Annotated in this window: 21 protein-coding genes; 15 read left to right on the forward strand and 6 right to left on the reverse strand. The window is 51.1% G+C overall.

Annotation, left to right across the window (positions count from 1 at the left end; all coding sequences use genetic code 11):
* Positions 1-3414: hypothetical protein (locus tag CRG97_RS03695; protein ID WP_202618864.1), on the reverse strand; the 3414-nt coding region annotated here is incomplete at its 3' end.
* Positions 3415-4066: 652 nt separating this feature from the next.
* On the opposite strand from CRG97_RS03695, the gene CRG97_RS03700 reads away from it, so the two are divergent.
* The 7 genes from CRG97_RS03700 to CRG97_RS03730 all read left to right on the forward strand — a co-directional run bounded on the left by CRG97_RS03700 (position 4067) and on the right by CRG97_RS03730 (position 10350).
* The gene (locus CRG97_RS03700; protein ID WP_098741816.1) at positions 4067-5572 is read left to right on the forward strand and encodes an HD-GYP domain-containing protein; all 1506 of its coding nucleotides are present in this window, start codon (positions 4067-4069) and stop codon (positions 5570-5572) included.
* Between the two features lie 330 nt (positions 5573-5902).
* A complete protein-coding gene (locus CRG97_RS03705) occupies positions 5903-6106 on the forward strand; it encodes a CsbD family protein (RefSeq protein WP_076326026.1) in 204 nt (67 codons plus the stop codon).
* A 32-nt stretch (positions 6107-6138) separates the two neighbouring features.
* Positions 6139-6414, forward strand: coding sequence for a hypothetical protein (locus tag CRG97_RS03710; protein WP_098741817.1), 276 nt, complete (start codon positions 6139-6141; stop codon positions 6412-6414).
* Between the two features lie 146 nt (positions 6415-6560).
* Complete coding sequence (locus CRG97_RS03715) at positions 6561-7847, forward strand: MFS transporter (protein WP_098741818.1); 1287 nt, start codon at positions 6561-6563, stop codon at positions 7845-7847.
* 75 nt (positions 7848-7922) lie between these two features.
* Positions 7923-8591, forward strand: coding sequence for an NAD(P)H-binding protein (locus CRG97_RS03720; protein ID WP_098741819.1), 669 nt, complete (start codon positions 7923-7925; stop codon positions 8589-8591).
* Positions 8592-8659: 68 nt separating this feature from the next.
* On the forward strand, positions 8660-9040 hold the full coding sequence (locus CRG97_RS03725; RefSeq protein ID WP_076326022.1) for a RidA family protein: 381 nt from the start codon (positions 8660-8662) through the stop codon (positions 9038-9040).
* 272 nt (positions 9041-9312) lie between these two features.
* The gene (locus CRG97_RS03730) at positions 9313-10350 is read left to right on the forward strand and encodes a serine hydrolase domain-containing protein (RefSeq protein WP_098741820.1); all 1038 of its coding nucleotides are present in this window, start codon (positions 9313-9315) and stop codon (positions 10348-10350) included.
* A gap of 107 nt (positions 10351-10457) precedes the next feature.
* On the opposite strand, the gene CRG97_RS03735 is transcribed toward CRG97_RS03730, so the two are convergent.
* From CRG97_RS03735 to CRG97_RS03745, 3 genes are all read right to left on the reverse strand, one after another.
* Positions 10458-11222, reverse strand: coding sequence for a tryptophan-rich sensory protein (locus CRG97_RS03735; protein WP_098741821.1), 765 nt, complete (start codon positions 11220-11222; stop codon positions 10458-10460).
* Positions 11223-11319: 97 nt separating this feature from the next.
* Complete coding sequence (locus tag CRG97_RS03740; protein WP_098741822.1) at positions 11320-12936, reverse strand: response regulator; 1617 nt, start codon at positions 12934-12936, stop codon at positions 11320-11322.
* 1 nt (position 12937) lies between these two features.
* Entirely contained in the window at positions 12938-14722 is a 1785-nt protein-coding gene (locus CRG97_RS03745; RefSeq protein ID WP_098741823.1) for a cache domain-containing sensor histidine kinase, read from the reverse strand.
* Positions 14723-14876: 154 nt separating this feature from the next.
* On the opposite strand from CRG97_RS03745, the gene CRG97_RS03750 reads away from it, so the two are divergent.
* The 3 genes from CRG97_RS03750 to CRG97_RS03760 all read left to right on the forward strand — a co-directional run bounded on the left by CRG97_RS03750 (position 14877) and on the right by CRG97_RS03760 (position 18021).
* A complete protein-coding gene (locus CRG97_RS03750) occupies positions 14877-15758 on the forward strand; it encodes a carbohydrate ABC transporter permease (protein ID WP_076326018.1) in 882 nt (293 codons plus the stop codon).
* Positions 15758-16594, forward strand: a complete 837-nt coding sequence (locus CRG97_RS03755; protein ID WP_098741824.1) for a carbohydrate ABC transporter permease — start codon at positions 15758-15760, stop codon at positions 16592-16594. The genes CRG97_RS03750 and CRG97_RS03755 overlap by 1 nt, the downstream gene beginning before the upstream one ends.
* A 137-nt stretch (positions 16595-16731) precedes the next feature.
* Positions 16732-18021 (forward strand): ABC transporter substrate-binding protein, encoded by a 1290-nt coding sequence (locus CRG97_RS03760; RefSeq protein ID WP_098741825.1) that lies wholly within the window; start codon positions 16732-16734, stop codon positions 18019-18021.
* A gap of 256 nt (positions 18022-18277) precedes the next feature.
* On the opposite strand, the gene CRG97_RS03765 is transcribed toward CRG97_RS03760, so the two are convergent.
* Positions 18278-18490: a PLDc N-terminal domain-containing protein gene (locus CRG97_RS03765; protein WP_098741826.1), complete on the reverse strand. Its 213-nt coding sequence runs from the start codon at positions 18488-18490 to the stop codon at positions 18278-18280.
* A gap of 314 nt (positions 18491-18804) precedes the next feature.
* On the opposite strand from CRG97_RS03765, the gene CRG97_RS03770 reads away from it, so the two are divergent.
* The 3 genes from CRG97_RS03770 (at position 18805) to CRG97_RS03780 (ending at position 23780) form a co-directional block, all read left to right on the forward strand.
* A complete protein-coding gene (locus tag CRG97_RS03770; protein WP_098741827.1) occupies positions 18805-21906 on the forward strand; it encodes a DEAD/DEAH box helicase in 3102 nt (1033 codons plus the stop codon).
* Between the two features lie 69 nt (positions 21907-21975).
* Positions 21976-22713: a hypothetical protein gene (locus tag CRG97_RS03775; protein WP_098741828.1), complete on the forward strand. Its 738-nt coding sequence runs from the start codon at positions 21976-21978 to the stop codon at positions 22711-22713.
* A 188-nt stretch (positions 22714-22901) separates the two neighbouring features.
* Positions 22902-23780, forward strand: a complete 879-nt coding sequence (locus tag CRG97_RS03780; RefSeq protein WP_098741829.1) for a M15 family metallopeptidase — start codon at positions 22902-22904, stop codon at positions 23778-23780.
* A gap of 282 nt (positions 23781-24062) precedes the next feature.
* Here CRG97_RS03780 and CRG97_RS03785 read toward each other — a convergent pair whose 3' ends face one another.
* A complete protein-coding gene (locus CRG97_RS03785; protein ID WP_076326011.1) occupies positions 24063-24431 on the reverse strand; it encodes a hypothetical protein in 369 nt (122 codons plus the stop codon).
* A gap of 379 nt (positions 24432-24810) precedes the next feature.
* Here CRG97_RS03785 and CRG97_RS03790 point away from each other — a divergent pair, with 379 nt between their 5' ends.
* Both CRG97_RS03790 and CRG97_RS03795 read left to right on the forward strand, forming a co-directional pair.
* On the forward strand, positions 24811-25632 hold the full coding sequence (locus CRG97_RS03790) for a zinc ribbon domain-containing protein (RefSeq protein ID WP_098741830.1): 822 nt from the start codon (positions 24811-24813) through the stop codon (positions 25630-25632).
* A 98-nt stretch (positions 25633-25730) separates the two neighbouring features.
* Complete coding sequence (locus CRG97_RS03795) at positions 25731-26630, forward strand: TrmB family transcriptional regulator (protein WP_098741831.1); 900 nt, start codon at positions 25731-25733, stop codon at positions 26628-26630.
* Positions 26631-26647: the final 17 nt, after the last annotated feature.

Here is a 26647-nt window from a genome sequence, read left to right on the forward strand (position 1 = left end):
GGTGAAGTTATCGAAGGCATCTGGCCCGAGATGCCGGCTGCCGATCACTCCGTCAGCAATTTGCGCACCAGTCAGTGAGCCTTCGGCAATCTGTGCGCCCGTGAGCGAACCATCTGCAACGTGAGCGCCAGTAATGGAAGCCTTAGCAATGTTGCTGCCGGTCACCGATCCCTCATCTAGGGTGAAGTTATCGAAGGCATCCGGCCCGAGATGCCGGCTGGCGATGGCTCCGTCGGCAATTTGCGTACCAGTCAGTGAGCCTTCGGCAATCTGTGCGCCCGTGAGCGAACCATCTGCAACGTGATCGGCGGTGATGGAAGCCTTAGCAATGTTACTGCCGGTCACCGATTCTTCGTCTAGGATGAAGTTATCGAAGGCATCCGATCCGAGATGCCGGCTGCCGATGGTCCCATCGGCAATTTGAGCTCCTGTGAGAGAGCCGTTCGCAATGTGAGCACCGGATATCGTCTCCTTCGAAATCTTGCTTCCCGTAATTCCACGGTCCTGCATATGTTCCGTTGTGATTGCGCCGGCTTCGATATGCTGCGAACCGATGCTAGAAATTTGCAGGTGATGGGGAAGAACGGCGCCCTCCGCCAGCTGCCTCGATTTAACGGCCCCCGTCTGCAAATGATCGACGCCAACACTGTCCGGCTGCAGGTGGACATGACCGACAGACTGATTTCCTAGATGTGCTGCGTTGACCGAGTACGGCGCCAAATGATGGCTCTGAATCGAGAACAATTCAACATGCTTGGAGCTCACAGCACCTTCGGCGATATGTCCGCTCTGGATCGATTCTCCGGCGACATGCTCAGGAAGGACGGCGCCGTTCGTAATATGTGCGGATTCTATACTCTCGGCTTGAATGTGCCGGGCATTGACAGAGCCGGAAGCAATATGGCGGCCGGTCACAGATCCTTCATCCATATGCTGTGATTTGACAATATCCACGCCCAGGTGGTCAGACTGGACGCTCGCTTCTTGCAGATGCACTGTTGAAATGGAGAGAGGCTTGATCTTATCGCCACTCACGGCATTCGCTTGCAGTGCGGCTCCCGAGACCGACGAAGGCGAGAGATGGGCTTCTGTAATGGATTGTGATCTGATTTTTACGCCCGGGATGCTGCCGTCTGCAAACAACGCTTCCGCTGAGCGGCTTTCGTCTGCCAGATGGCTTAACGTGATGGATTTTTTCTTCAAGTGATAGCCATGAATGGCTTCCTGCACGATATGTTTGCCCAGGATGGATTCCAGTCCCAGATGCGCGCCCTCTACAGCTTGCGGAGCAATTTTCTCCGAAGTAACGGCCTTATTCTGAATCGCTTCTGAAGTTACCGAATACGGAGAGAAGTGAGTGGATTGAACCGCCTTTGGAGCTATTTTGCCAGCGGAGACACTGCTCTCAGCTAGTTTATTTGAAGTAACGGCCAGGTCTGTCAGTTTATCCGTGGACACGCTTTCCGGAGACAGCTTCAGCGATGTTACTGCATGGTCCCCCAAATGTCGTGGCGCAATAACCCCATCGCCGATTGAGGACTCCACAATGCTGCCTGCAGCAATTTTATCTGTCGTTACCGCTCCCTGGGCGAGCGCTTGTGACCGTACGCTTCCCTTCTGCAGATGGCGGCTGGCCACAGAGCCATCGGTCAGATGCGGCTCGCGAACCGCACCGTTTTGCAGGGCTTCAGCACCTACACTGCCTGCTGACAAGTGCTGCTGCTGAATGGCTTCGCTGGCGATATTGCCGGAGGTTACGCCATGTTTAGCAATAATGGCTCCGCCAACCGATCCAAGCGCAAGCTTTTGGCTGGTCACGCTTTTGGGTGCCAGCGTCTCTTCGCCGACGGATGCAGGCTGAAGATGCTGCTTCCCGATCGCTCCGTCTGCCAGATGCTGTTCTGCTATCGTTTTGGGCTGAATGGCACGCCCTATGACGCTCTGAGTCGCGAAATGCTGAGGTAAGATGCTGCCCTCGGCAATATGCTCTGCATTTACACTATCCGCAGCGAGATGCCGGGTTTGAATGGCATCCGATGCAATTTGATCCGATTCCACCGCACCCTTAGCCAAATGGCGCGTTTGAACGGCTTCATTGGCAATTTTGTTAGGGAGTATGCTCTGATCCGCGATTTTCGAAGCCGTAACCGCTTGTTCAACCAGCTTCACCGTATGGACGGATTGATCGGCAAGCTTGGAACTGGTGATACTGGAATCAGACAGATGGCGAGCGGATATAGCGTTGATGCTGATCTGATCGGAACCGATGGAGCCGGGCTGGATTTGCTCTGATCCTATGGCTCTGTCCGCTAAATGTCGGGAGCTGAGCGAGCCCTCTTTAATATGCCCTGCGTTGATGGCACCGTCTGCAATTAGGCCTGGCCCGATGCTGCCGGCAGCAATGTGCTTCGCAGTTACGGCCTCGCTGGTCAAATGTTTGCTTTCGATGCTTTGCGGTTTTATGTGAGAGCCTGAGATGGTGTCATCGGCGATTTTTTTGCCTGTTACGGCTTCGTCACGGATTTTGGTTGAAGTGACTGCATCCTCCGCAAGCTTGGAGCTATGGACGCTCTCATTAGCGAGATGTCGGGTTTCTACGGCGCTGGATGCGATTTTGTCCCCTTGAACCGCTTGGTCTTCGAGCAGGTCGCTTGTCACGAGGAGCTGTTGAAGATGACGTGCAGTAATAGCCCCATCCGCGATTTTTTCGCTGACCACGGCGTGGTCAGCCAGTTTCTGTGAGGTTACACTACCATCCTTGATCTTGCTGGCATTTACGGAACCGTCCCGAAACTTGCGCGTAGATAAGATGCCATCCATCAGATGTTCTCCTGTGACCGATAATGGCGCGATTTTTCCGGAAGTTACGGATTCGTCGGCAAGGTGCAGACTAGTGATGCTGTAATCCTGTATAGCTTCAGGTCCGACGGCACCACGTGACAGCTTGGATGCTGTGACCGCTCTCGAAGCGATCCGGCTTTCGGTTACCGCATATTCCCCTATGTCCTCGGTATATATGAATGCGCCCTTAATTTCAGGCATCTCCTTTTCCGAAATCAACTGCACATGCTCGTTCTCCATCTCTGGAAGGGATGGGGGATCGTTAGGCATGGTCGGGGGTTCAGCGGCTACAGCATCTTCTGTAGGTATGATAGCATCTTCGTCAGATATCGATAGTGGGGTGTTTTCTTTGTTTTCTTTATTTTCTTTGTCTTCTTCTTGTTTTAATTCCATGAGGCCGATAAGATCCTCATCCAGATCCATAATGGTTGCTGCTGAGAGGATATGGGCATCTTTATCTTTTTTGTGGCTGCGTCCTTTATTTCGCTCAAGCAGATCGAATTCCCTCGTACTGGGATCTACCCTGTAGGGCTGGGAAGAGGAAGATGATGGGCTTTTCTTCTTTTTCTTCAAAACAACACGCTCCTTCCGAATACTCATCGTCTCGGTATCATATGCAGCCGTTTAGGCGGCTGTCACTGGTCTTTTGGGATTCGACACACGAAAGGGCAGCGTAACATGGAAAAGGACCCGGCCAAAGGCCGAGTCCTTGATTGAGCGCTAAAAAGCACATATAAAATTTAACCCCTGACGGCCAATAACGGCAGTACAGTCGGTTCCGTATTTGAAGTATTTTCAAGAATCTTTGCTTCTAAAACGACAAAAGCCCTGCCTCTCTTTCGTCCTTGCGGCTCCGATGACCGCTCCAGTGTGAATCAGAAAACCGTTCCATAAAACTCTTACTCTTAGGGTCATAAAATAGGAATTTGCACTTCAACAGAGATGTAAATAACCATGTTTCGAGGAACTAACGGGGTTAAACTTCATGTAACAATTACTTATTATAGCACAAGTACTCGTAATAAGCAAAGATATTTAAATGAATATTAGAATGTCATGTAAAAACGCTTGATTTTTTCCTGAAATCCAACGATATTCATATTAACAGTTTTTTCTTGCAAATTCTGCAGCTGAAATCTTAAAATTGTAGCATCATGTGTCGAATACGTTCGGATCTCATATGCCTTGCCGATGTGTATCATCTGTTAATGAAAGTAGGCGTTCCATGCAACTGTATAAGTCTTTTCTTAAACAGCTAATCCGGAACTATATGATCGGGTCCATTGCAGCTGTGCTTGTTGTGGGTGGCGTATTAATGGTAACGACTCTGGAAATTCCTTTTGAGGAAGGCGCGCGTCTTGTGGTCATATTGGCCATCTCGTTCATGGTGATGATTGCGTCGGAGCTGACCGTCTTTCTTCGGTATTTACGACCGATTCACGCGGGGTTTGATGAAGGCCATACGGATTTGGAAACGTTGGAAAAAGCATACTTGAGTATACACCGCATGCCGCGTATGGTGGTATACCGCATATTCGGACCTCATCTGCTCGGTTTGTCGCTTCCGGCCATTCTGCTTACGGTTTGGATGATGGAGCAGGAAAAACTGAATTTTCCGCCGTTCTATATATGGCTGGCTTGCCTTGGGGCGGTCCTGCTAGCCAGCTGTCATGCCATGATCGAATTCTTCCTGACGATCGCTGCTATCCGTCCGCTGATCAAGGAGATCCGGCGGCAGGCGTTGTCGCGTTATGGCGTGGATTTTTCCCTTGAGGGCCATGTATTCATGGCGATTCGGACGAAGTTTCTGCTGAGCACGATGCTGATCGGCACCTTTCCGCTGTTTCTGTTCAGTCTAGCGGTGCAGATCCGTCTGGAGGGACTCAGTCAGATCGTAGCTCAGCAGTACTGGGGTTGGGCTGGATTTATATTGCTTCTGGGTGTCGGTTTTGCTTATATCGGCGCTTGGCTCTTGACCCAGGATTTACAGCGGCCGATCCGGCAGCTGTACCGGGCGATGAATGAGATTAAGGAAGGACGTCTGATCCAGACCTCCAATCTCTATTCCGATGAATTCTCCAATTTGATCGCGGGGTTCAATATGATGGTTCGCGGTCTGCAGGTGCGGGAGGAGCGGAACCGCAAGCTGCTGGACAGTTACTTTGCTGCCCTGGCAGCGGCGCTGGATGCCAGAGATCCTTACACGGCAGGTCATTCGCTTCGGGTGGCGGAATACTCGGTGTTAATCGGCCAGTTGGCGGGACTCAGCGAAGTGCAGGTTGATCTTTTGCACAAGACGGCATTGCTGCATGATATCGGCAAAATTGGGGTCCGGGACAACATTTTGTTGAAGGAAGGAAAGCTGACGGCAGAGGAGTTCGATCAAGTAAAGGCCCACCCGGCTCAAGGAGAGAACATTCTGCTGCAGATCGAGCCTGCCGATGCGATGGCGCCTTATCTGGAGGGAGTGCGATCCCATCATGAGCGTTATGACGGGGGCGGATATCCTGATGGGTTGAAGGGGAAGGAAATCCCGCTGTTTGGCCGAATTATTGCTGTGGCCGATGCCTATGATGCCATGACGTCGGATCGGCCCTACCGCAGCGGCATGAAATCCGTGGATGCCTTGAACATACTGGAAGCCGGTAGGGGAACCCAGTGGGATCCCGATTATGCGGGCATGTTCGTTAAATATATGAAAGCGGAGAAGAAGGTCATTACGATCCGCTAGCGGTGTCAAGCAGGGAATCGCAGCTGGTTCTGTGGAATAGGAATAAGAAAGAGACCGTACCTGTGCAGGTAAACGGCCTCTTTTTTGTGAGACTGTCATTAACATATCACTGGACCCCAGGGCAGCCAGACAAGTGTTGCGATTTCCATACTGCTTCTGCCAGTTGGCTAGGGATGAATGAAATATGGATATCATATCATCTGTTGAGTCGTATACCGTCTCATCGTGATGACATCGTTTGCCAGGATTCAGAGAAACTTCTAAGGGGTATACACAAGTAAAGGCGATTCTACATTTCATCATTCATTACTCTAAGAGGAGCTGATATTTATGGATAGCAACGTATTTAAAGGGAAATGGAAACAGATGAAGGGTGAAGCGAAGAAGCAATGGGGCAAATTGACGGATGACGATCTTGATGTGATCGACGGCGAGAAAGATAAATTGGTTGGCAAGCTGCAGGAACGATACGGACATACGAAGGATGCGGCGGAGCGTGAATATACGGATTGGAGTTCAAGATACCGCGACTAGTCTTGAGGAAGATAAGGGAGGCAGAACGAATCATGTTGGAATCCCGGGTTGTGACTGGCAAGGTGATCGATATTCGTGACGGCAAGGTGTTTACCTTACACGGAGACATGGTCAGCACCTATCATTTGGGATACTATGAGATGATGAATGAGGAAGGTCTTCCTGTCACAGACAGTCAGCAGGCGTCAGTGTCCACCGCGGGGCTTATGGCGAAGGAAACGGCCGAATCCTCCGGCTGGCTCCGCAGGGAGTGGAAACCGCTGACCAGTTTCATAACAGCTTGGAGAAAGAGTGCAAATCGAGCCTGATTTGCGCTCTTTTTATGTCTTTTTAAGCTTGGATGTTCAGGTTATGCGCCATGAGAAATTCATGTGAGTTTTATATTTAAAAAGTCATATTGACTTGGGTCCGATGCGGTGTAGAATGAGGTCAAAAGGAAGTATGATCAGCCCATTTGAAGTCATCGAAGGAGTGTATCACCATCAAGGCTGTCCAGGTTATTCACAAGCCGCGCAAACAGGTTTCGCACCAGCGCAAACATTTGATGACGGCTACATGGGAAGGGGTGCCGGCCGTCATTCTGCAGGCGCTATTGGGCGGTCCCTTCTTGACAGGGTACTTATTGTACTTAGGTGCGGAATCCAGTGAGGTTGGGTTTGTTCTGGCTGTCACTACGCTGTTCAACGTGCTTCAGATTCTGGTTGCGTACCTGATCCAGCGCCTGCAATACCGCAAGAAGGCGATGATTGTTTTCACCTTTATGCACCGCATTTTGTGGGGGGCCACGGGGATCATCCCGTTTATCTTCCCGGAACGATGGTGGATTCCGGTGTTTATGATCCTCTATATGGCCGCCTTTATTGCCAATACCGTATCCGGTATGCTCTGGACCTCGCTGATCAGCGACATGGTGCCGTCCAAGGTCCGGGGACGTTATTTTGGCATACGTAATACCATTTTGAATGCGCTCGGCGCCTTGACTCTGTTTGTTGGCGGGATCATCCTGGACCGTGTTCCCGGCGGCGGTGGCTTCCTTATTCTGTTCATCATTTCTTGGATCGCCATTGCTGCTAACTTATCCTTATTCTTTTTGTACCCTGACCCTCCCTTCGAGCACTCGAGCGAGCGTAAGTTTAAGGCGATGATCCGAAAGCCGCTGTCGGATACCACGTTTATCAAATCTACACTGTTTCTGGCGGGCTGGCTCTTCCTGCAGACGTTGATTGTTCCGCTCTACTCGTATGCGATGCTGGACGTCCTGCATATTTCGTATTCGGTCGTATCCATTATGACCGTTGCACAGACCGTGATCATGATGATCGGTTTCTACGTATGGGGGAATTTGAATGCGCGCTTTCGCAACAGAACCTTGCTCTATTGGACATTGCCGCTGATTGCGGGGTCATGCTTGACATGGGGCTTGCTGTCCGTCCTGCCCGTGATTCCGGTGCTGCTGCTGTCTCATATGCTGCTTGGTGCCGGCGTAGGCGGCTTTAACCAGCTTGCCTTTAACTTTATGATCGGGGATACGCCGAAAAGCGAACGACCAATGTTTATCGCCGTATACTCTGCCATCACGGGTTTTACCTCTTTTCTGGGTCCCGTGCTGGGCGGGTTCATATTCAAAGGGATCGCAGATGCACCGGACTGGGTAGCCCGATATGGCTTCCAAACCACAGTGGGCATGCTGATGGTGCTCATCGCTTTGACGGTGGGGCGGAGAGTGCTTCGTGCTGCTTAGAAGAGTGGCAGGCTGCAGAGGCCTTTCATGTCATTCATATTTCATATCATGAATTGAGGGAGGGTGTGAGGTGGAATGGTTGCACTCGTAGTCGGGGCCACAGGGCTTGTGGGTCGTATGGTAACCGAAGAACTGCTGGGCCGTGCGGAGGTGGAGGAGGTCCGCGTGCTGGTACGAAGACTTCCTGATGTTGCGCATCCCAAGCTGTTGCCTATTCTGGTGGAATGGGATCAGCTAGATCGATACAGCGAAGCTTTTTCCGGCGTCCATAGCGTGTATTGCTGCCTGGGAACAACGATCAAAAAGGCTGGTTCCCAGCAGCAGTTCCGTAAAGTGGATGTGGATTATGTCATCAAGACAGCGGAATTGGCCAAGCGGTACGGGGTGAGACAATTTATGGCGGTCAGCTCCGCAGGCGCCAATCCGAAGGTGCGTAATTTCTATCTTCGGACCAAGGGAGAGGTTGAAGAGAAGCTGGCCAAGATTGGTTTTTGGGGGCTGCATCTGTTCAGACCGTCATTATTGCTGGGCGAGCGGCCCGAGTGGCGGTTTGGAGAGCGGGTGGCATCGGTTCTCATGACTTCCCTCGACTTTGCATTCAAAGGTCCGAAGCTGGCCCCATACCGGGCTATACCTGCGCGGAAAGTAGCCAAGTCGATGGTGAATATCGGCTTAACGGATATGAAAGGCCACCATGTGTATACCAATGAAGTCATCCATGTTCTCGGCGAGGCTGCCGATTAAATTTGCCAGAGTACCTGTGGCAGATTACAATGTACACAGAAATGAATACATAGAAAGGGTGACAGACCATGAGTAAACATATCATATCGACTAACAAAGCCCCGGGTGCAATCGGACCTTACAGCCAAGCTGTAGAAATCAACGGATTCGTATATACCTCAGGCCAACTGGGATTGAATCCGGAAACGGGCGAGTTCGGCGAGGGGGTTCAGGAGCAAGCGAAGCTGTCGCTCAGCAACGTAAAGGCGATTCTTGAAGCTGCAGGGACAAGCCTCGACCACGTGGTGAAAACCACCGTGTTTTTGAAGGATATGAACGATTTCGCAGCGGTGAACGAAGTGTACGGCAGCTTTTTCTCCGAGCCATACCCGGCACGCAGCGCCGTTGAGGTTGCTCGTTTGCCGAAGGACGGACTGGTTGAGATTGAGGTCATCGCCGTTAAGCAATAAGCGATTATCAATGTAAAAGGGAGCTTTGCCTGCATTGGCAAAGCTCCTTTTTTAAGAGATAAGAAAGTATAAACATCCGAGGCTCAGCATCCTTATCTCGCAAGAAAAACTTCCGCTAAATGCGGTCTGTCTTCTGAGAAAGTACGTCGATAGACGTTTTTTTTATGTTTATTGGAGATCGTGCACATTGAGTAATGCGAACTTACGTTCTATAATAAACGGAGAAGCAAGTATAGAGGTCAAACTAATAATAGGGAGGGGGTACCTTGGGGATGGAGCCTAATATGGATAAGAGTATTGGAGAATGGATGGAGCAATATCATGTATCTGGTTTAAGCATGGCACGGATTGCTGAAGGTCATATTCGGGTAGCAGAAGGCTACGGCACTTTGGAAGCTGGAACCGGCAACATGGTAACCGGACATTCAATATTTAACGCTTGTTCGATCAGTAAATTCGTTACCTCGATGCTCGTTATGAAGCAGGTTGGTCAAGGGCTGCTGGATTTGGATGAAGATGTTAATGTTAAACTCTCTACCTGGAAAGTTCCGGAGAACGAATTCACCCGGCATAGCAAAGTGACCCTTCGAACATTATTGTGCCATCAGTCGGGAATCATGGATCCTAAAGGCAGCTTTGGCGAATGGGACCCCGCGTATGGTTTCCCCTCAATGGTAGAGCTGTTGGAGGGAAGGACGCCATATTGTAATGAAGCGATTCGTGTCACATATGAGCCTGGGAGTGAATTTGCATACTCGGATGCCGGTTTTTGCATTATTCAATTGCTGATCGAAGACGTGTCCGGTAAGCCATTTCAGGTGCTGATGAAGGAGCAGGTATTTGAACCGTTAAATATGAAGGACAGTATACTGAATCCGACCATTCCCCAATCCATAAGCGGACAGTTATCATGTGGCCATCACAAGAACGGGGAGTTAGTTCAGGGCAAATATCCGATGTACCCCTACGCGGCAGCATCCGGTTTATGGACCACACCATCCGATCTAGCCATCTTGGCGATTGAATTCATGGATTCTTTAAATGGCAGAAGCAGAATAGGGTTATCCGAGGACAGAGCGAAGGAATGGATTACTCCTCAATGCAGCAAGGAATGGACCGGGCTGGGTGTTTTTTTGGGTGGGTCTGATCAAGAGTTTGAGGTTTCATCACTCGGATGGGGTGTAGGATTTCAATGCATGATGACCATGCGGCCGTATTCAGGGAAGGGGATCATAATCATGACAAATACAGATCTGGGTGTTCATCAATCCAAGGGGATTATAGGAGATATTCTGAGATCAATGGAATAGAACCCTTTCAACCCCTTGGATTAGATCAACAACAGCCTTTACGTAGATCGAGTAGGAAGCGAATCGTAAGCAAGAAACTTCTCTTTTGCGTAAGATCCGGACTCGGTTTAATACCGGGATCTTCTCCGATTGCGCGTAAAGAAGAGCCATATGGCATATACAAGCAGGACGATAGAGAGCACAAAGGCGGTCATTAAGATGCCGTCGGTCTCCCGATGCTCGGCCGCGATGGCGATGTAAGCCCAGGTGAAGACCAGCGGCACGATGCTGTCCCGGTAACGCTGGCCGATCAGTATGGCGAGTAAAGCACCGATGCAGAGCAGCACAACCCCCAAAGTGGTTTCGCGCAGGCCGAAGAGGCTCCAGTCATTCTTCTGAAACACGATCCCGACATTGACGATAAAGGCAGGGCACACCCAGCCGAGATATAGGCTAAACGGCAATTTCAGACAGAACTTCTCGCCTGACGTCGGGTAGTCGATCGTATGCGTGCGCACATATAGAACCCACAGGGTTAACAGCAGTAAGAACATCATCACGACAGACCATTCAATATACAAATAGTGCCATAATACAAGCCACGCCATATTGAATACACAGCTAAGTATAAACCATGGTCCGATGGATCTTACGGAATCGCGGTTTCCGGTGTCACGACGCAACTGGTAGATGACAAAAAAGAACAGCAGCACATAGATGACGGACCATATGGAAAAGGCATATCCTGCGGGAGTGATCGCCGTATAATACTTATCCGATATCTCCCCGGTTGTTCTACCGCCAAGCGGCAGCATGCCTGATAACACATTCATGGCGATTACCCCGGCGAAAAACAGCAGATTCCACCAGCGGTACGGGTTGTTGCGGTACATATAATCTCCTCCTGATATCAGTCTGGAATATATAGAATATACCCAAAAGAATGAATATCGAGCCAGCAGCTAAAAGAAAAGGGCACTAGCCCTTCACTTAACTCATATGTTTCTTGCGGTATTCGTTGGGCGTGAAACCCTCCATCTTCTTGAACACTTTGCTGAAATACTTCTCATCCTGGTAACCGACCATCTCCGCGATTTGGGCGATCCGGATCTGGGGATTGAGCAGCAGCGTTTTAGCTTTGTCGATTCGAATCCGCCCGAGAAAATCCGATAGCGTCACACCGAATTCCTGCTTGAATTTGCGAGAAATGTATTCCCTGCTAAGAAAGAACTTCCCCGCAATTTGCTGAAGGGAAATCTCCTCATGATAGTGCTGCTCCAAATAGCGGGCAATGTCATGAATGATATGATTGTCCTTGGAATGAATCTGAGTAAGAACACGGGATGCCGCATAAAGCCTTCCGCTGATCTGTTCGCGCCAGCGATCCCAGCAGATCATGCCATCCTCGCTGTAAGGAAGCGGGGAGGGAAGGTCTTGCGAGATTTCAGCATCTTCGACGGGTTCCTGTGTGCTTTTTACCTCATTTTCCGTCCAGTGATACTGAATCCAGTCCCATTCTGAATTCCACCTCGCCAGATGCTCCGGCGATACGAGATCCCTCTCGCGAACATCCTGCAGCCACTCTTCCGTGGCTGTCTCGATGCGTTCCTTGCTCCCGCTGAGTGCAGCCAGCTTGAATTTCTCCTCGTAGGAGGAGAGCCGCAGGGTGCGCGAGCCTTCGCTTTCAACGGCACGTTCGCGATGGATGCGGCATTTGCCGGTTAATAAATTGCGGCTGTACAAGGCTTGGACGGCATTTAGATAAGCCTTCGGCAGATCGTCGGGAAAGGCGCCTGCTTTGGCGGCACCGAAATGGCTCCGCCTGCGAAGGGTGGAGAAGAACCCGTCATTGATTCGATCCAGTACGTCGTTAAAGGGAAGCCGCGGATTCCAACAGAGAATGATGATTTCCCCGGGTTTGTCGATATGTCGAAAGGCAACCCCCTGATCCATCAACAGCTCATTGCAAATATTAATGAGCGTGAAGGATAGCAGATGGCGCCTGTTGCGGAATTTGGACAGCAAAGCTTCGTCAAATTGATCATCGCGTAGCACCGCAACATTATAGATCATGCTGGTTACTGGCAGCGTCATCCGGTTCCGCAATTGAGAAACCACGCTGTCCTTGTTGCCATAGCCGTTAACTAGATCCGAGAGCAGGCGGTCCATATAGAAAGGGGTCATCTGATTCATTTCGATATTCTGATTGGTAATCTGCTGCCGTTTCTCTTCCTCGAGCTGCCAGGTTTGAACCGCTTTGGTCAGCGCCTCGTTCAAGCTGTCCGGTTCAACGGGCTTGAGAATATAGTCAATGCCTCCCGAACGGATCGTATGACGTACATATTCAAAATCATCATATCCGCTAATGACGAGCACTTTAATATCCGGTTTCGTGGTATGCAGCCAGGTGAGCAGCTCCAGTCCGTTTTTGCGGGGCATTCGCATGTCGGTCATGACAATTTGCGGTTTGTTCTCCTCGATTAAGCGCACCGCTTCCTCACCGTCAGCGGCCTGATCGATTTCCGTGATGCCATGCCGCTCCCAGTCTGCCAGGAGCCCTATAGCCTCCCGCACATGCTGTTCGTCATCTACGATCAATACTCTCATTCTACTGTTCACTCTCCCATATGTTGATATCGAGCGTGACCCTGACGCCGTGTGGCACTACATTCTCTATCGTTAACCCAGCCTTGTTGTCGGAGTATAAGTTCAAACGCATCAATACGTTTAAGAGCCCGATCGAATCATTGCCGGCATCGTTTCGGTCCGGGTGGCCGTAAGCAGTTGCAAGCTTGCTACGAATCGAAGCGAGCTCGGCCTCTTCGATGGATGACCCGTTATTTTCAACGACGACGATCAAGCGGCGATCTTCCGAGATGAGGGAAGATATGGATATATGTCCGACGCCGGCGTGTGTATTCATGCCATGCTTGAAATAATTCTCGACAATCGGCTGCAGGATCATTTTCGGAACCGGAGCCGTAAGACTCTCCGGATCCAAATCCCATGTGATGTCCAACTGGTCCCGGAACCGCTGCTTCTGCAGCTCAAGGTACAGCCGCACATGGTTGATCTCATCCTGGAGCGTTACTTTGCCCTCGCTGTTTCGCATATTGTAGCGCATCATATTCGCCAGTGAAGAGAGCAGGGAATAGATTCGCGGCACATTGTGCTGCAGGGCCAAGGTACCAATCGACTGGAGTGAATTGTATAGGAAATGCGGATCGATCTGAGCTTGGAGTGCCTTCAACTGATTGGTCTTATTGGCGATTTCCAGCCGGTACTCACGCAGGATCAGGTTGTTGATGGTGTCCATCATGGTTCGGAAGCGGCGGGAGAGAATCCCGATCTCATCCGGGCTTGTAACCTCAATATCCACGTCAAGCCGCCCGGTTTTCACCTGATTCATATAGCTTGTGAGTTGTTTAATGGGTTTTGTAATCCGAATGGATATCCATAGCGTGCCGAATATGACAATGAACAGTGCTAATATCGCAATAATCGCGTTAATGCTCGTTAGTTCTGTCGAATGTTTGTACAGCGTTTGATGCGGGATTTGTTTGACAAGCGTCCAGGGAGCATAGGGCAAATCCAGCTTCTCGTAGACAATCATCGCGTCTTTGCCATCGTAATATCCATTATCCGCTTGAGCAATTTCGCCCATTAGCACAGGGTCGTCCAGACGTTGCCCTCTCTGCTGCGAATCCGGACCGTAGATGATGCTCCCCTTGTCATCAATCAAGTATAGCTGTTCTTCCCCTTTAGCATACAGCTGATCGCAAATAGCCAAAATACTGTCAAGTTTCACATCGATGGCCATAAGGGCATATTGATCGGGTGACGGTACGTTGGTGATGGATCGATAGAAGGTGAAAACTTCAAAATTCAGAATGTCCGCAGGCCGCGGAGGGAACCCGTAACTGTGCACCTGATGGACGGGCTCAATGGCCGTATTGCCCGTGCCGAACTCTTCTATTTTGCGATAGGGCGCCTGTCGGAATTCCCTGCGAGGCAGATTGCTGGATACTTGGGTGGACTGTCCAGTCAAATTATTGTGCAGATAGATTTGATGCACGTCTTGCGTGCCCGTTTGAATGGCCTGCAAGGTCGTATACAGCTCGGCTACAACCCGGTGATTATCGGGATCCAGAGCAAGATTGCGCAGAAAATGGGGATCGGAATATACGGACAGGGAGGCGCGGTCGATGCCGTGCAAATAGTTCATCAGATTGGTCGCTCCTTGATAAATCAACCGTATATTTTCATTCACCGTCTGCTCCTTCACCGACTCGCGGGTATGCGTAAACGTAATGAATAGCGAGAGCAGGAGCGGAATGGTAGTGACAGCGAGCATGAACGTGATCAGCCGGGTCTGGATGCTGCGGTATTTCATGAAGGATCACCCCCTGGATTATCGAATGGGCATAAGCGCGTATGGTCAATATTTTACACCTAACGGTTCATGATTCTCCGTGTTTATTGTTTACAGGTTACCGCATAATGGCTGTACATCATACAACAACTTAACGAAAAGGGGAGATCAAGGGATGAATCGAAAAAAATCTTCGGCGCTGCTGCAGCAGTTTCTTTTCGTGGGACCTTCCACTATTTTTTTCATCCTGATCATGATCATTCCGTTCCTTCTGGGTCTTTATTATTCCTTCACGAACTGGAATGGCGTGTCAAGCAAAATCGACTTTGTCGGTTTTGATAATTTTGTTACCATCTTTACCAATGATGATAAATTCCGTGATGCCTTCTGGTTCACAACCCGGTTTACGGTGCTTGGCGTCATCCTGACGAATCTGCTCGGATTTTTACTGGCATACTTCCTGACCAAGCCGCTTAAGACGCGGAACATCCTTCGGACGATCTTCTTCATGCCAAACGTGATCGGCGGCTTGCTGCTCGGTTTCATCTGGCAATTTATCTTTGTCAAAGGGTTTGCAGCGATCGGCAATGCGACGAACCTGGGATTCTTTAACCTGCCGTGGCTCGGTACCAAGGGGACTGCCTTCTGGGCAATTGTAATCGTTTTCGTCTGGCAGACGGCCGGTTACCTGATGGTTATCTACATCTCCTCGCTTAACAACGTGCCGAAGGATATTCTGGAGGCTGCCGAAATTGACGGTGCGAGCAGAGGGCAGGTCCTGCGGTCCATTATTATCCCGCTTGTCATGCCGGCGGTTACGGTATGTTTGTTCCTGGCGATATCCTGGTCCTTCAAAATGTTCGACTTGAACCTTTCCCTGACCAAAGGCGGGCCGTTCGGTTCCACGGAGTCGGTGGCCATGAATATTTACAACGAGGCTTATACGAATAATCGTCTCGGACTCGGAACGGCGAAGGCAGTCATCTTCTTCATCGTGGTTGCCATCATAACAAGTCTGCAGGTTCGATTCACGAAGAGCAAGGAGGTTGAAGCGTAATGGAGACCACGAGAAAATACCGGCTAAACACCATGGCCACTGAGATCATCATGATCATCGTAGCCTTGCTCTTCTTGGTCCCGTTCTACTTCCTGTTCGTGAACTCCGTCAAAACCTTCGGCGAGCTATTGACGGATTCGGCCGGGCTTCCGACCGCCTTTGAATGGAATAACTACTCTCGGGCGTGGGACATTACCAACTTTCCGCAGGCGTTCTGGAATTCGCTGGTCGTTACGGTGGCAAGCAATCTGCTGCTGGCGCTGTTAAGTGCCATGACCGCTTACCAGATGGTTCGCCGGAACACGCGTTTTAACCAGATCATGTTTGCGCTGTTTGTGGCGGCGATGGTCATACCGTTCCAATCGATCATGATTCCGCTCGTGAAGGTGACGGCAACGCTCGGGATTAACAACAGCTTGTATGGACTTATTATCTGTTACCTGGGCTTCGGAGTTCCGCTGAGCGTATTCCTGTTTCATGGGTTCGTGAAATCGATCCCGATGGAGATCGAAGAAGCTGCAACCGTGGATGGATCCAGCGGATACGGCGTCTTCTTCCGGGTGGTATTCCCGCTGATGAAGCCGATGTTCGTTACGGTCATCATCCTGAACACCTTGTGGATCTGGAATGACTATCTGCTTCCATCCTTGATCCTGCAGTCCGCAGAGCTTCGGACCATTCCAATTGCTACTTTTGCCTTTTTTGGGCAGTATACGAAGCAGTGGGATTTGGCTCTTCCGGCGCTGGTGCTGGGGATCATGCCGGTCATTATTTTCTTCCTGGCCATGCAGAAATACATCATTGAAGGCATCACGCAAGGAGCGGTGAAGGGATAGTTGTCAATCGGTCAATTCCCTCCCCCTCAAAGATCAATATAATACCTGATTTAACGAAAAAAGGTTGATTATACTGAAAAAGAAAACGCTATCAATAAATACTGCACACAATTAATAGAAAAAAGGGAGGATTCACAATGAAGAAATACGGTAAGCTGCTCCTGGTCATGGTTCTGGCTTTCTCCACGCTGCTTGCGGCCTGCGGCGGCAAGAATGAGGATAATCAAGGCGCTGAGGGTGGTGCCGAAGGCGGAACGAAAACAATTAAGATTTTCCAATTTAAAGTCGAAATCGCCGAGGCTCTCAATAAACTGAAAGCTGAATACGAAAAAGAACATCCCGGCATTAAGCTGGACATTCAAACCGTTGGTGGCGGCTCCGACTATGGCGCAGCGCTGAAAGCGAAGTTCGCTTCCGGCGATGAGCCGGACATTTTCAACGTTGGCGGATATCGCGATCTCGAAACGTGGTTCGAGAATGTCGAGGATCTTTCGGATCAGCCATGGGTGAAGGACGTGGTTGACGTTGCCAAAGAGCCTATGACCAAAGACGGTAAACTGTACGGACAACCGATGACTATCGAGGGTTATGGATTCATTTATAATAAAGACTTGTTTGAGAAAGCGGGTATTACCGAGCTTCCTAAGACGCTTACGGAGCTTGAGGATGCGGCCAAAAAACTGCAAGCGGCTGGCATTACGCCATTCGTTAACGGATACCAAGAGACCTGGATTTTGGCCAACCACTTGCTGAACATTCCATTCGCCCATCAGGAAGATCCGGGTTCATTCGTCAAAGGAATGAATGAAGGTACGGAGAAACTGGTAGGCAACGCGAAATTCGACGAATGGATGAGACTGTTCGACCTTACTGTTCAGTACGGTCAGAAGAACCCGCTGACGACAGATTACAACACGGAAATCACGACCTTTGCCAGCGGTGAAGCAGCCATGACCCAGAACGGGAACTGGACGCAAGTGCAAATCGACGGCATCAATCCGGATCTGAACATTGGCTTTCTGCCAATGCCGATCAATGACAATGCCGAAGAGAATGACAAGCTTCCGATCGGTGTGCCAAACAACTGGGTCGTGAACAACAAATCCAAGGTGAAGGATGAAGCCAAGGAATTCCTGAACTGGCTCGTTACTTCGGAGACCGGTAAACGTTATATTACAGAAGAGTTCAAGTTCATCCCGGCACTGACCAGCATCGAGGCGAACAGCGAGACGCTTGGCGATCTGGGTAACGATGTCATGAAATACAGTAAAGAAAATAAAGCGCTCAGCTGGGAGTTCAACAAATTCCCTGACGGCGGTATGAATGAATTCGGCAGCCAGATGCAGGGTTATGTGGCTGGCAATGTGGACAAGAACCAATTGTTTGAAGGCATTCAGAAATCATGGGAAAGCTTGAAGGCGAAGTAATCACGAAGGTGACGTCTACCATGCTATACCATCAAAATGATCCATTGACGTGAATAGGGGCTGTCTCAAAGATATATCGTCTTTTTGAAAACAGTCCCGATGTCATTCATGCATCATAAAAGGTCGAAGACAGACTCATTTAGAGCGCTGGTCTTCGACCTTTTTGTTTGTCACATACCTTAGCTTTGGGGCAACGTCTTTATAGTTGATAAGTATGCCCCGTCCAAGGGGAAGAAGAAGCGGAGCATGGTTATTACTAATAATTATTTCGGATCAGCAAATAAATAATGAGACCGACAACAGGGAAGAACAACAAGCCCAGCACAACCAGAATCGCAAATTCGGGGCTGCGGCCTTTTCGCTGGGCGTCATTATAACCCCATACGCAGACGGCAATGTGAAGGAAGAAGAAGAAGAATCCCAGTAATAACGTCACAATTCCTAAGATACCAAAGCCAACAAAACTCATAATAAAATACCCTCCCGAACTCTAAATGTATGATCTACATACGGTCGATCAGCAGAAGGGTCGCAAAAAAACAAAAAGATTTGGAATTTTCCTGCCGGGGGTAACCGGAGATTGCATAAGAATAGGGATATTTTATTAACCTATATAAGAGAATTCTGCAATACATAGATCACAACGAAATAGTAAATACATGGTATGATAAAGGTTGACGTTATTTTGGCGTGGGAACGATTTCGCCATCGTTTTGAAATGTTGAAGCTATCGTATTAAGATAGTAATAATATCTATAAAGCAGGAAAAGACGGGAGACAACGATGAATCAACCGCTCTATGGCGTATGGCTAGGTGACGTATTCTTTTGTTTTTCCGGTGAGGTTTCGGAACCGAGAGTGGATGCTTGGAGCCGCGTGGTCCGTACCTTTCGCAGACCGGATGGAACCCGTCCCTTCGCTAACGCTTCCCTCCGGCTTGCCGAGCTCAGATATCCGGCCAAAGTCCTCGGATCGAAAAGCACACGGCGTCCGGAACGGAAGACACTTGGCGGACGGACGATGGAAGGGCTTGCTCTGACACCGGGAGACGCATTTCAATTGCTGATCTCGCTGGATTCTGAGTATTATCAGACTCAGGGACTAAACGTCGGTGAAGAAATGGAATATTGGGTACAAGTGAGCAGATTTGCATTGGAACTGCTCCTGCAAGGGAAGTTTGCACCGGGGACAGCCGAGGTGCCTTCCGTGGGCAGGCGCCGGACAACGATGCAAAATATAAAAGCGGTATGGAAGCCGCAGCTGTCTGCCGAGGATACAGCACGCTTTTTGCAGCTGGCAGCGAATATCCCGCCCATTGCGATTGGGACGCCCGCAGCTCTTGCCGGATTCGATCCTTCAACCCGTGAGGAAGCAGGGGCTATTGTGCTGTATTCTTTTCTGTGCGGCGTGATCGACAGCCAGGCCCGGGCAGCTGTCCGTGAATCGGAGGATAAGCTTCGTACCTATCTGGCGAATTACCGGCGGGGACAATCTCCCCTGGCCGAGCTGTGGTGGAACAGCCTGTTGACCGTCAGTCGGGATATTCCCATTCAAGGGACGGCTGAGGAAGTCAGCGAGCTGGAGGAAGCTGTTGAACGTGTTGGAGGGACAACGTTTCCTTATGCCAGCGGGGAGGATCAGCCTCCCGAGAACGGAACCGTTGGACTTGGGCTGCGGCTTGAGCCGCCTTTGGACGAGACCCAGAAGGACTGGAAGGTGTCCTTCTGGGTACGAAGCCAGGAGGACGAAGGCTTATCAATGCCAGTCCGCAGCATTTGGGGAAATCCGGAATCCGATCAGCTGATCCGTGGACGGATGTATTCTAGGATTCAGCTGCAGCTGTTAATGAAGCTGGGAGAAGCGGTAGAACTGGCACCGGAGCTGGCCGCAGGCTTGTATGGGCGTGCTCCCGAGAGCGTGTCGCTATCGCTTGACCGCTTGTCCACGTTTATGAAGGAATCGGTTCCGAAATTAACGGCGAGCGGCGTCACGGTTCAAATGCCTTCACGATGGAGCAGGGAAGGGCGCCGCCGCGTCGGCTTATCTCTCAAAATGATGCCGGATGCAAGATCATCCGGTGAAGCGCATCCGCTGCCGGTGTTAGGCATGGAGCATCTGGTCAGCTTTCAGATCTCTGCAGCGATGGGAGGCCAATCCCTGACGCGCGAAGAGTTAAAGTTTCTGGCCGAACAGAATCTGCCCTATGTCCAGTTCCGCGGGGAATGGGTTGAGGTGGATCTGAAGGAGATCAACCAAGTGCTGCGGTTCATGAAGCGCCATGAGCAGGGCGAGATGGAGCTTGCGGAATGGATGCACCTTAGCGCTGATATGGATGGAGAACGCCTGTGGAAGGGTCTCTTTATCGAAGAAGTGGAGACAACGGGTTTGCTATCTTCTTTACTGGATGGAGAGACGTCCCGCAAGCTGCCGTCCCGCCCGATTCCTTCCTCGCTTCACGGCGAACTGAGACCGTATCAGGAACGGGGATATCAGTGGCTTAGCGTGATGCGCGATTTGGGATTTGGTGTTTGCCTTGCCGACGATATGGGACTTGGAAAAACGGTACAGGTCATCACCTGTCTGCTGGAGCGTCTCAATACGGAATCCGCTGGCGGTCCGGTGCTGATTATTTGCCCGACCTCGCTTCTGGGTAACTGGCAGCGGGAAATTCAGCGATTTGCACCGGATCTGACCTTGCATGTGCACCATGGCGTTCGACGCCTGCGTGGCGAAGACTTTCTGCAGGAAGCGGCCAATCATGATATCGTGCTGACCACCTATCACTTGGCGGGAAGAGACGGCGGTGATTTATCCGCTATCCAGTGGTCGAGTGTGGTGCTCGACGAAGCACAATATATTAAGAATTACCGTACGAAGCAGGCGCAGAGCGTCATGAAATTATCAGCGCCTCACCGTATTGCCATGACCGGAACACCGGTGGAGAATCGTTTGGCGGAGCTGTGGTCGATCTTTCATTTTCTCAATCCGGGATATCTCGGCTCCTTTAATACCTTCCGTCAGCGCTATGCGCCAGGAGAGGGGCAGCAGGAGAGATTCCGTGAGCTTCATAAGCTGGTATCTCCATTCATGCTGCGCAGACTCAAGAGCGATCCGGATATCCGCAAGGATCTGCCGGAGAAGCTGGAATTGAAATCATATTGCCCGCTGACCGAGGTTCAAGGTGCGATGTACCAAGCGGTTGTCGATGAGATGATGGGACAGATCGAGAGCCGGTCGGGCATGGCCCGTAAGGGACTCGTGCTTTCGTCCCTCACCAAGCTGAAGCAAATATGCGATCATCCGCAGCTGCTTCGACGTGACGAAGGACGCGCGGTGCGTGCGGAGTCCTCGGGCAAAATGGAGCGCATGCTTGAAATTCTCGACAGCATCGCAGATGTCGGAGAATCGGCGTTGATCTTTACCCAGTATGTGGGCATGGGTGAACTGCTGGTAAGCATGCTTGGACGTAAATACGGGAAGGAGCCGTATTTCCTTCACGGAGGGGTGCCCAAACGGGAACGGGATGAGATGGTACGGGCATTCCAGGCTGGCGAGGGACCCGAGTTCTTTGTCCTATCGTTAAAAGCCGGGGGCGTAGGACTGAATTTGACCCGCGCGAACCATGTGCTTCACTATGACCGGTGGTGGAACCCAGCGGTCGAGAATCAGGCGACGGACCGTGTATTCCGGATCGGGCAGCACCGTAACGTTCAGGTGCACAAGCTGATTTCTCAGGGAACGCTGGAGGAGCGGATTGACGAGCTGATCGAACAGAAGAAGGCGTTATCCGAGCAGGTTGTCGGGTCAGGCGAAACATGGCTGACGGAAATGTCGGACGGTGAGCTCCGCCAGTTGATTGAGCTGCAGGAGCAAGATTGGATGTAACCAGATTGCGTACGGCGCATGGAGCCGTCGAAAAGACATACAAAAATGGACGCCAAGGAGGTGTGGGCTATGGAATCTGCGGAATCGGCCGAAGGAATTAGGCTGGAGATCGAACCTGGATGGTTAAAGGGGAAAGTGGATGGAGCCGATGAATCATCGGGGACGCATGAGGTCAGCGTTCAGGTGAAGACGCTGAACCCTGCTGCCCGTGAGGCGGTGCTGGCTTATCTGGAGGAAGACCCGCAGGCGCTGTACCGCCTGCTTGCAGGGCAGGACGCCCCTTGGCTGGCCGAGCTGGCGCCATCGCCCCTGCAGGGCGAAGAGCCGGCCGCCGATGCCCGCTGCACCTGCGGCCAAAGGGCCTGCGGGCATGCCGCAGCCTTGCTGGCTGCCGCGGCCCTGCGGCTTGCGGCAGAGCCGCTCCAGCAGCTGATGCTGCTGGGGCTGCCGCGGGAAGCGCTGCTGGCCGGCGTCTTCGACGCCTGGGCCAAAGCAGCCCCGCCGCCAGCAGGCGGCTCTGCCGCAGAGCAGGCCACCCGGGCGAAGGAGAAGGGACCGTCCGGTCCTTCTCCGGGCGAATGGGTGGCTGAAGCGGCGGCCGAGGGCCGATTGCACCGGCCTGGCCCGCAGCTTAGCGAGCTAGCGGTGCAGCTATCACCGCCGCCTCCGGCAGATCAGCTAGGTCCAGTCGGCGACTGGACAAGCTTACTGCCTGGCGTTCGCGGCGCTTCCAAAGCGCTCAGCGTGATTGCCCGCGGAGCGGCCAAACAAGCCGAGCAGAAGCGCCGCAGTTTGAAGACACCGTAAGATTGGAAATCCATCACAGAATTGTAATGAATTTGATAGAAGCGGCGTCATAAATCGAGGGAAACGGCCGGATATTTGACGTAAACGGAGATTATCCGGCAGGATTCGACAGCCGCTCGTTTGTCCTGCTTATTCTGAATAAGGTACAATGGGTGCAGGACAAACCGTGGGAAAGGAAGAAGCAATAGATGAATGCATTTTCGGGAAAACGAACACGATTTACAAGCGTAATGCTGTCATCCTTGCTGTTAGCAGGGGCCATTCTGGCAGGATGTCAATCGAATGATACCGGTTCCGGTAAGGAACAGGGTCAGGAATTGCAGTCGCCGGCCGAGGGCCAGGAAGGAAACACGCTTCCTGAGGGCAGTGCGGACAATGGAGAGGCAGGGGCTGAGAATCAGCCAGCGGATCCGGTTATGGCGAAGCGCAGCGAGAATGCGCTTCAAGCCACGATCCAGGAAAGCGGCGGTAAGCAGGTCGTAACCAACGCGGAGGCTATGACGGTGGTTGTAAATAAGCAGCGCAGCTTGCCAGATGGTTATGAACCAAGTGATCTCGTGGAGCCGAATGTCCCATTTTCTTTTGATGAGCCGCATGAAAAACGGCATCTGAGAAAAGAAGCGGCGGACGCGCTCGAGGAATTGTTCAATGCGGCCAAAGCGGATGGCATCGAGTTGCGCGCCGTATCGGGATACCGTTCCTATGCCCGTCAGAAAAGTATATATGAGAATAATGTTCGTACCAAAGGGGAAGCCGAGGCTAATCGTGTAAGCGCGGTGCCGGGTACGAGTGAGCATCAGACAGGCCTTACGATTGACGTGTCCAGCCCAAGCGCAGGTAATGCATTGGAGGAAACGTTCGGTCATACGGCTGAAGGGCAGTGGCTGGCGCAACACGCGTCGGAATTCGGCTTCATCATTCGATATCCGGAAGGGGCCGAGGATATTACCGGTTATGTATACGAGCCATGGCATATCCGTTATGTAGGCAAGGATCTGGCGCCGGATATTGCCGACAGCGGCATGACGCTGGAAGAATACCTCGATGAGGCGAACATTAAACTGTAAGCTGTGCTAATAGTCGTAGGATAAACGGGACTTTTTATCCTTGTACACCGGCTTGCGAATCTATAAAGTAGAACAGGACCTGCGCAAGGCCGGGCGATGTTCTTGTTATACGAATGAATCCCGGGGCGGCTTGGCTCCGGGATTCATTCGTATTTTACGAGATAAGAAAGCATCAACTTCAGAGGCTTACCATCCTGATCTCGCAAGAAAAACTTCCGCTAAATGCGGTCTGTCTTCTGAGAAGGTACGTCGATATACGTTTTTCTTACGGACTGATAGTCTTTACTTATTTAATGGCGAGTCCTCATAACCGGGATCATCGTAGCCGGTGTCGGTCAGCTTGCCGAGGATATTCATGTCCTCAATGGTTTTGCGCGTGCGTTCATCCCCATGTTCATGGAGAAAGTGGTAGAGGTTCATCGTTCGTTCATCATATTGCTCGGCAGCATCGTCATGATCCGCTGACTTGTAAGGGACGAATGTACGTTTAAACGCATACCGATCGCTGCTGCTGACTTCATACAGCAGCCCCCTCAGCTTGGAGACCTCTTCATCATCCATATATACGACATATTCATTCGTATCGTTCGGTACATCCTGGATCAGATTGTGATTGACTGAAACATAATACGTCTTTTTATCGTTTCTCATATTAAATCCCTCCAGACTTCGGCAGCTAAGGGCTGCTCGGAATAGGACGCGGCTGCAAGCCGACAGTATAATGGCATTGTACTGTCCAGTTTTCTAATCATATACACGTTCGGGACCCGGATGAATCAGCAGCCGGGTTGGAAGGTGCTTCCTTTTTCACATGGGGCAAGGAATTTGGTATGATAGAATCACCATGGTGGCAGTATACTGGACGATGAGGAGCATATCATCACAATGAGTAGTATGCGAAACGGTAAAAAAACATGGGATAGCCGGTTTATGGCTAGCTAAAAATCGTTAATAACCTTAATGAAGAGATATGACAATGCGCCGGCGGCTCGCTGGTGAATCGGGATATGAGAAAGAGGAGGATTCATAAATGAATATTTTACAAAAGCTCAAGGATGGAGCCAACCGCGCAACGGAAAAGGCTCAGCACGTGGTGGAAGTGAATAAGCTCAACAGCCAAATTTCCGAAATCGAACAGCAGAAGAACTCATATTACTTGCAGATGGGTAAAGTGTTCTATGAGGGCTACCGTCAGCAGGACATGACGATGGCAGAAAAAGAAATGGTCGAGCTTGCGCAAACCTGCGATGGATTGCAGGAGCAAATCGAAGCAATTCGGAACCGCATTGCGGTCCTCAAGAATGAGCGGGTCTGTGAATGCGGGCGGGTGGTCGCACTGGATGCAAATTTCTGTCCGTACTGTGGGAATAAGCTTGATAATTTAATTCACCCTGAGAAGTCAACAGCGGAAGAACCAAGGGAGCCTGAGCGTAAGATCATGTTTGATAAACATGAATATGCAGCGGCTGAAGAACAACCGGAGCAGGACGAATTGCATACCTATGATTTCCGTTCGAATCCGGATCCATACGAGCCGGATATGTATGAACCGGAGCCGGAGCGGCAGCACGAGGAAATGGAGCTGTCTGAACCGGAGGTTGATCCGGAACAGCTGCGTATCGAGCAGGAGGAGCAGGAGAAGGAGCGCCGTCACTGGGAAGAACTCGAGCGGGAGCGGGAGAGGCAGTTGGAACTGGACCGCCGCATTCGTTTCTGGCAGGAGAATAACCAAAGTCAGGACTATGTTGGTGATGATGAGGAAACGCGCGATATGGTGAAGTGCCAGATTTGCAGTGTCGACCTGCCTAAAGGCTCGAAATGGTGTCCGCGCTGCGGAGCTGAACAGATTTAAGATATAGGGATTCGGACGATCATGCCCTTAACGCGAGTGTTAATATGACAGTATGAATGATAGAGCAAGCGTTCGAGCATCTTGGGAGGACTAATATTATGGAACAATTGCTGCATCATTTGCGAAATTTGGGATTTACGGAGATTGAATCGAAAATTATGGTGGACCTTGCCGAGTATGGGCCGGCGGGTGGTTATGAGGTAGCTAAACGACTCGGAGCTTCGCGCTCTAATGTCTATGCAGCCATGCAGCGTTTGGAGCGACAAGGGGCACTTGAGCGAATGGACGGGGAACCCGTCCGTTACCGTTCGTTGAAACCGGAGGAACTGACACGGATGATATCCGGCCGTGTGGAGGCATCACTCGCTTTTGTTGAGAAGAGCTTGCCGCGAGGAAGCGGTACCGCTGCTCCCTTCCTTAGTATGGAAGGAGATCAGGCGGTGCTTGATGTGCTCGTCCGGGAATTGAAGCGAGCGAAACAGGAGATCGTGGTTGACGTCTGGCGTGAAGAGGCATCGCTTCTGCGTGAACCGCTGGCTGAAGCGGAGGCTAGGGGAGTCAAGGTGCTGTGGGCTTGTGACGGCCCGGACCAGGGACTCTCAAGGACGCTGGCGTGGCCTGGGTGGAACGGCCTTGCGGAGCGCAGAGGAGGCGGACGGAAATTCTCCTTTGTTGTGGACCGGCAGTGGTGCATATTAGGGATGCGCGGCGGGGAATATGATACAGGAGCGGTCATCACGGAGCATCCGGTACTAGCGGAGCTCCTGCTGCATCATTTCACTCAGGAGATGGTATTGTTCCAGCTTGAACAGGACATGGGTGAGCAGTTGGAGGCGCGTTATGGAGAGCACTTTGGTCTGATCCAGAGCCAGTATCTTAATGCGGAAGCCGATGCTGAAGTTCAGGAAGACCAGGCTGCGGAATCGAAATCCAAACTAGCAGAGTATGAAGCTGATTCTGACTCAATGGACGGGGATACCAGTCGAAATACGGCCTAGGGTTTAGGCGCAGCTCA

The sequence above is a fragment of the Paenibacillus sp. EZ-K15 genome, from assembly GCF_002573715.1.
Classification (GTDB): domain Bacteria; phylum Bacillota; class Bacilli; order Paenibacillales; family Paenibacillaceae; genus Paenibacillus_AQ.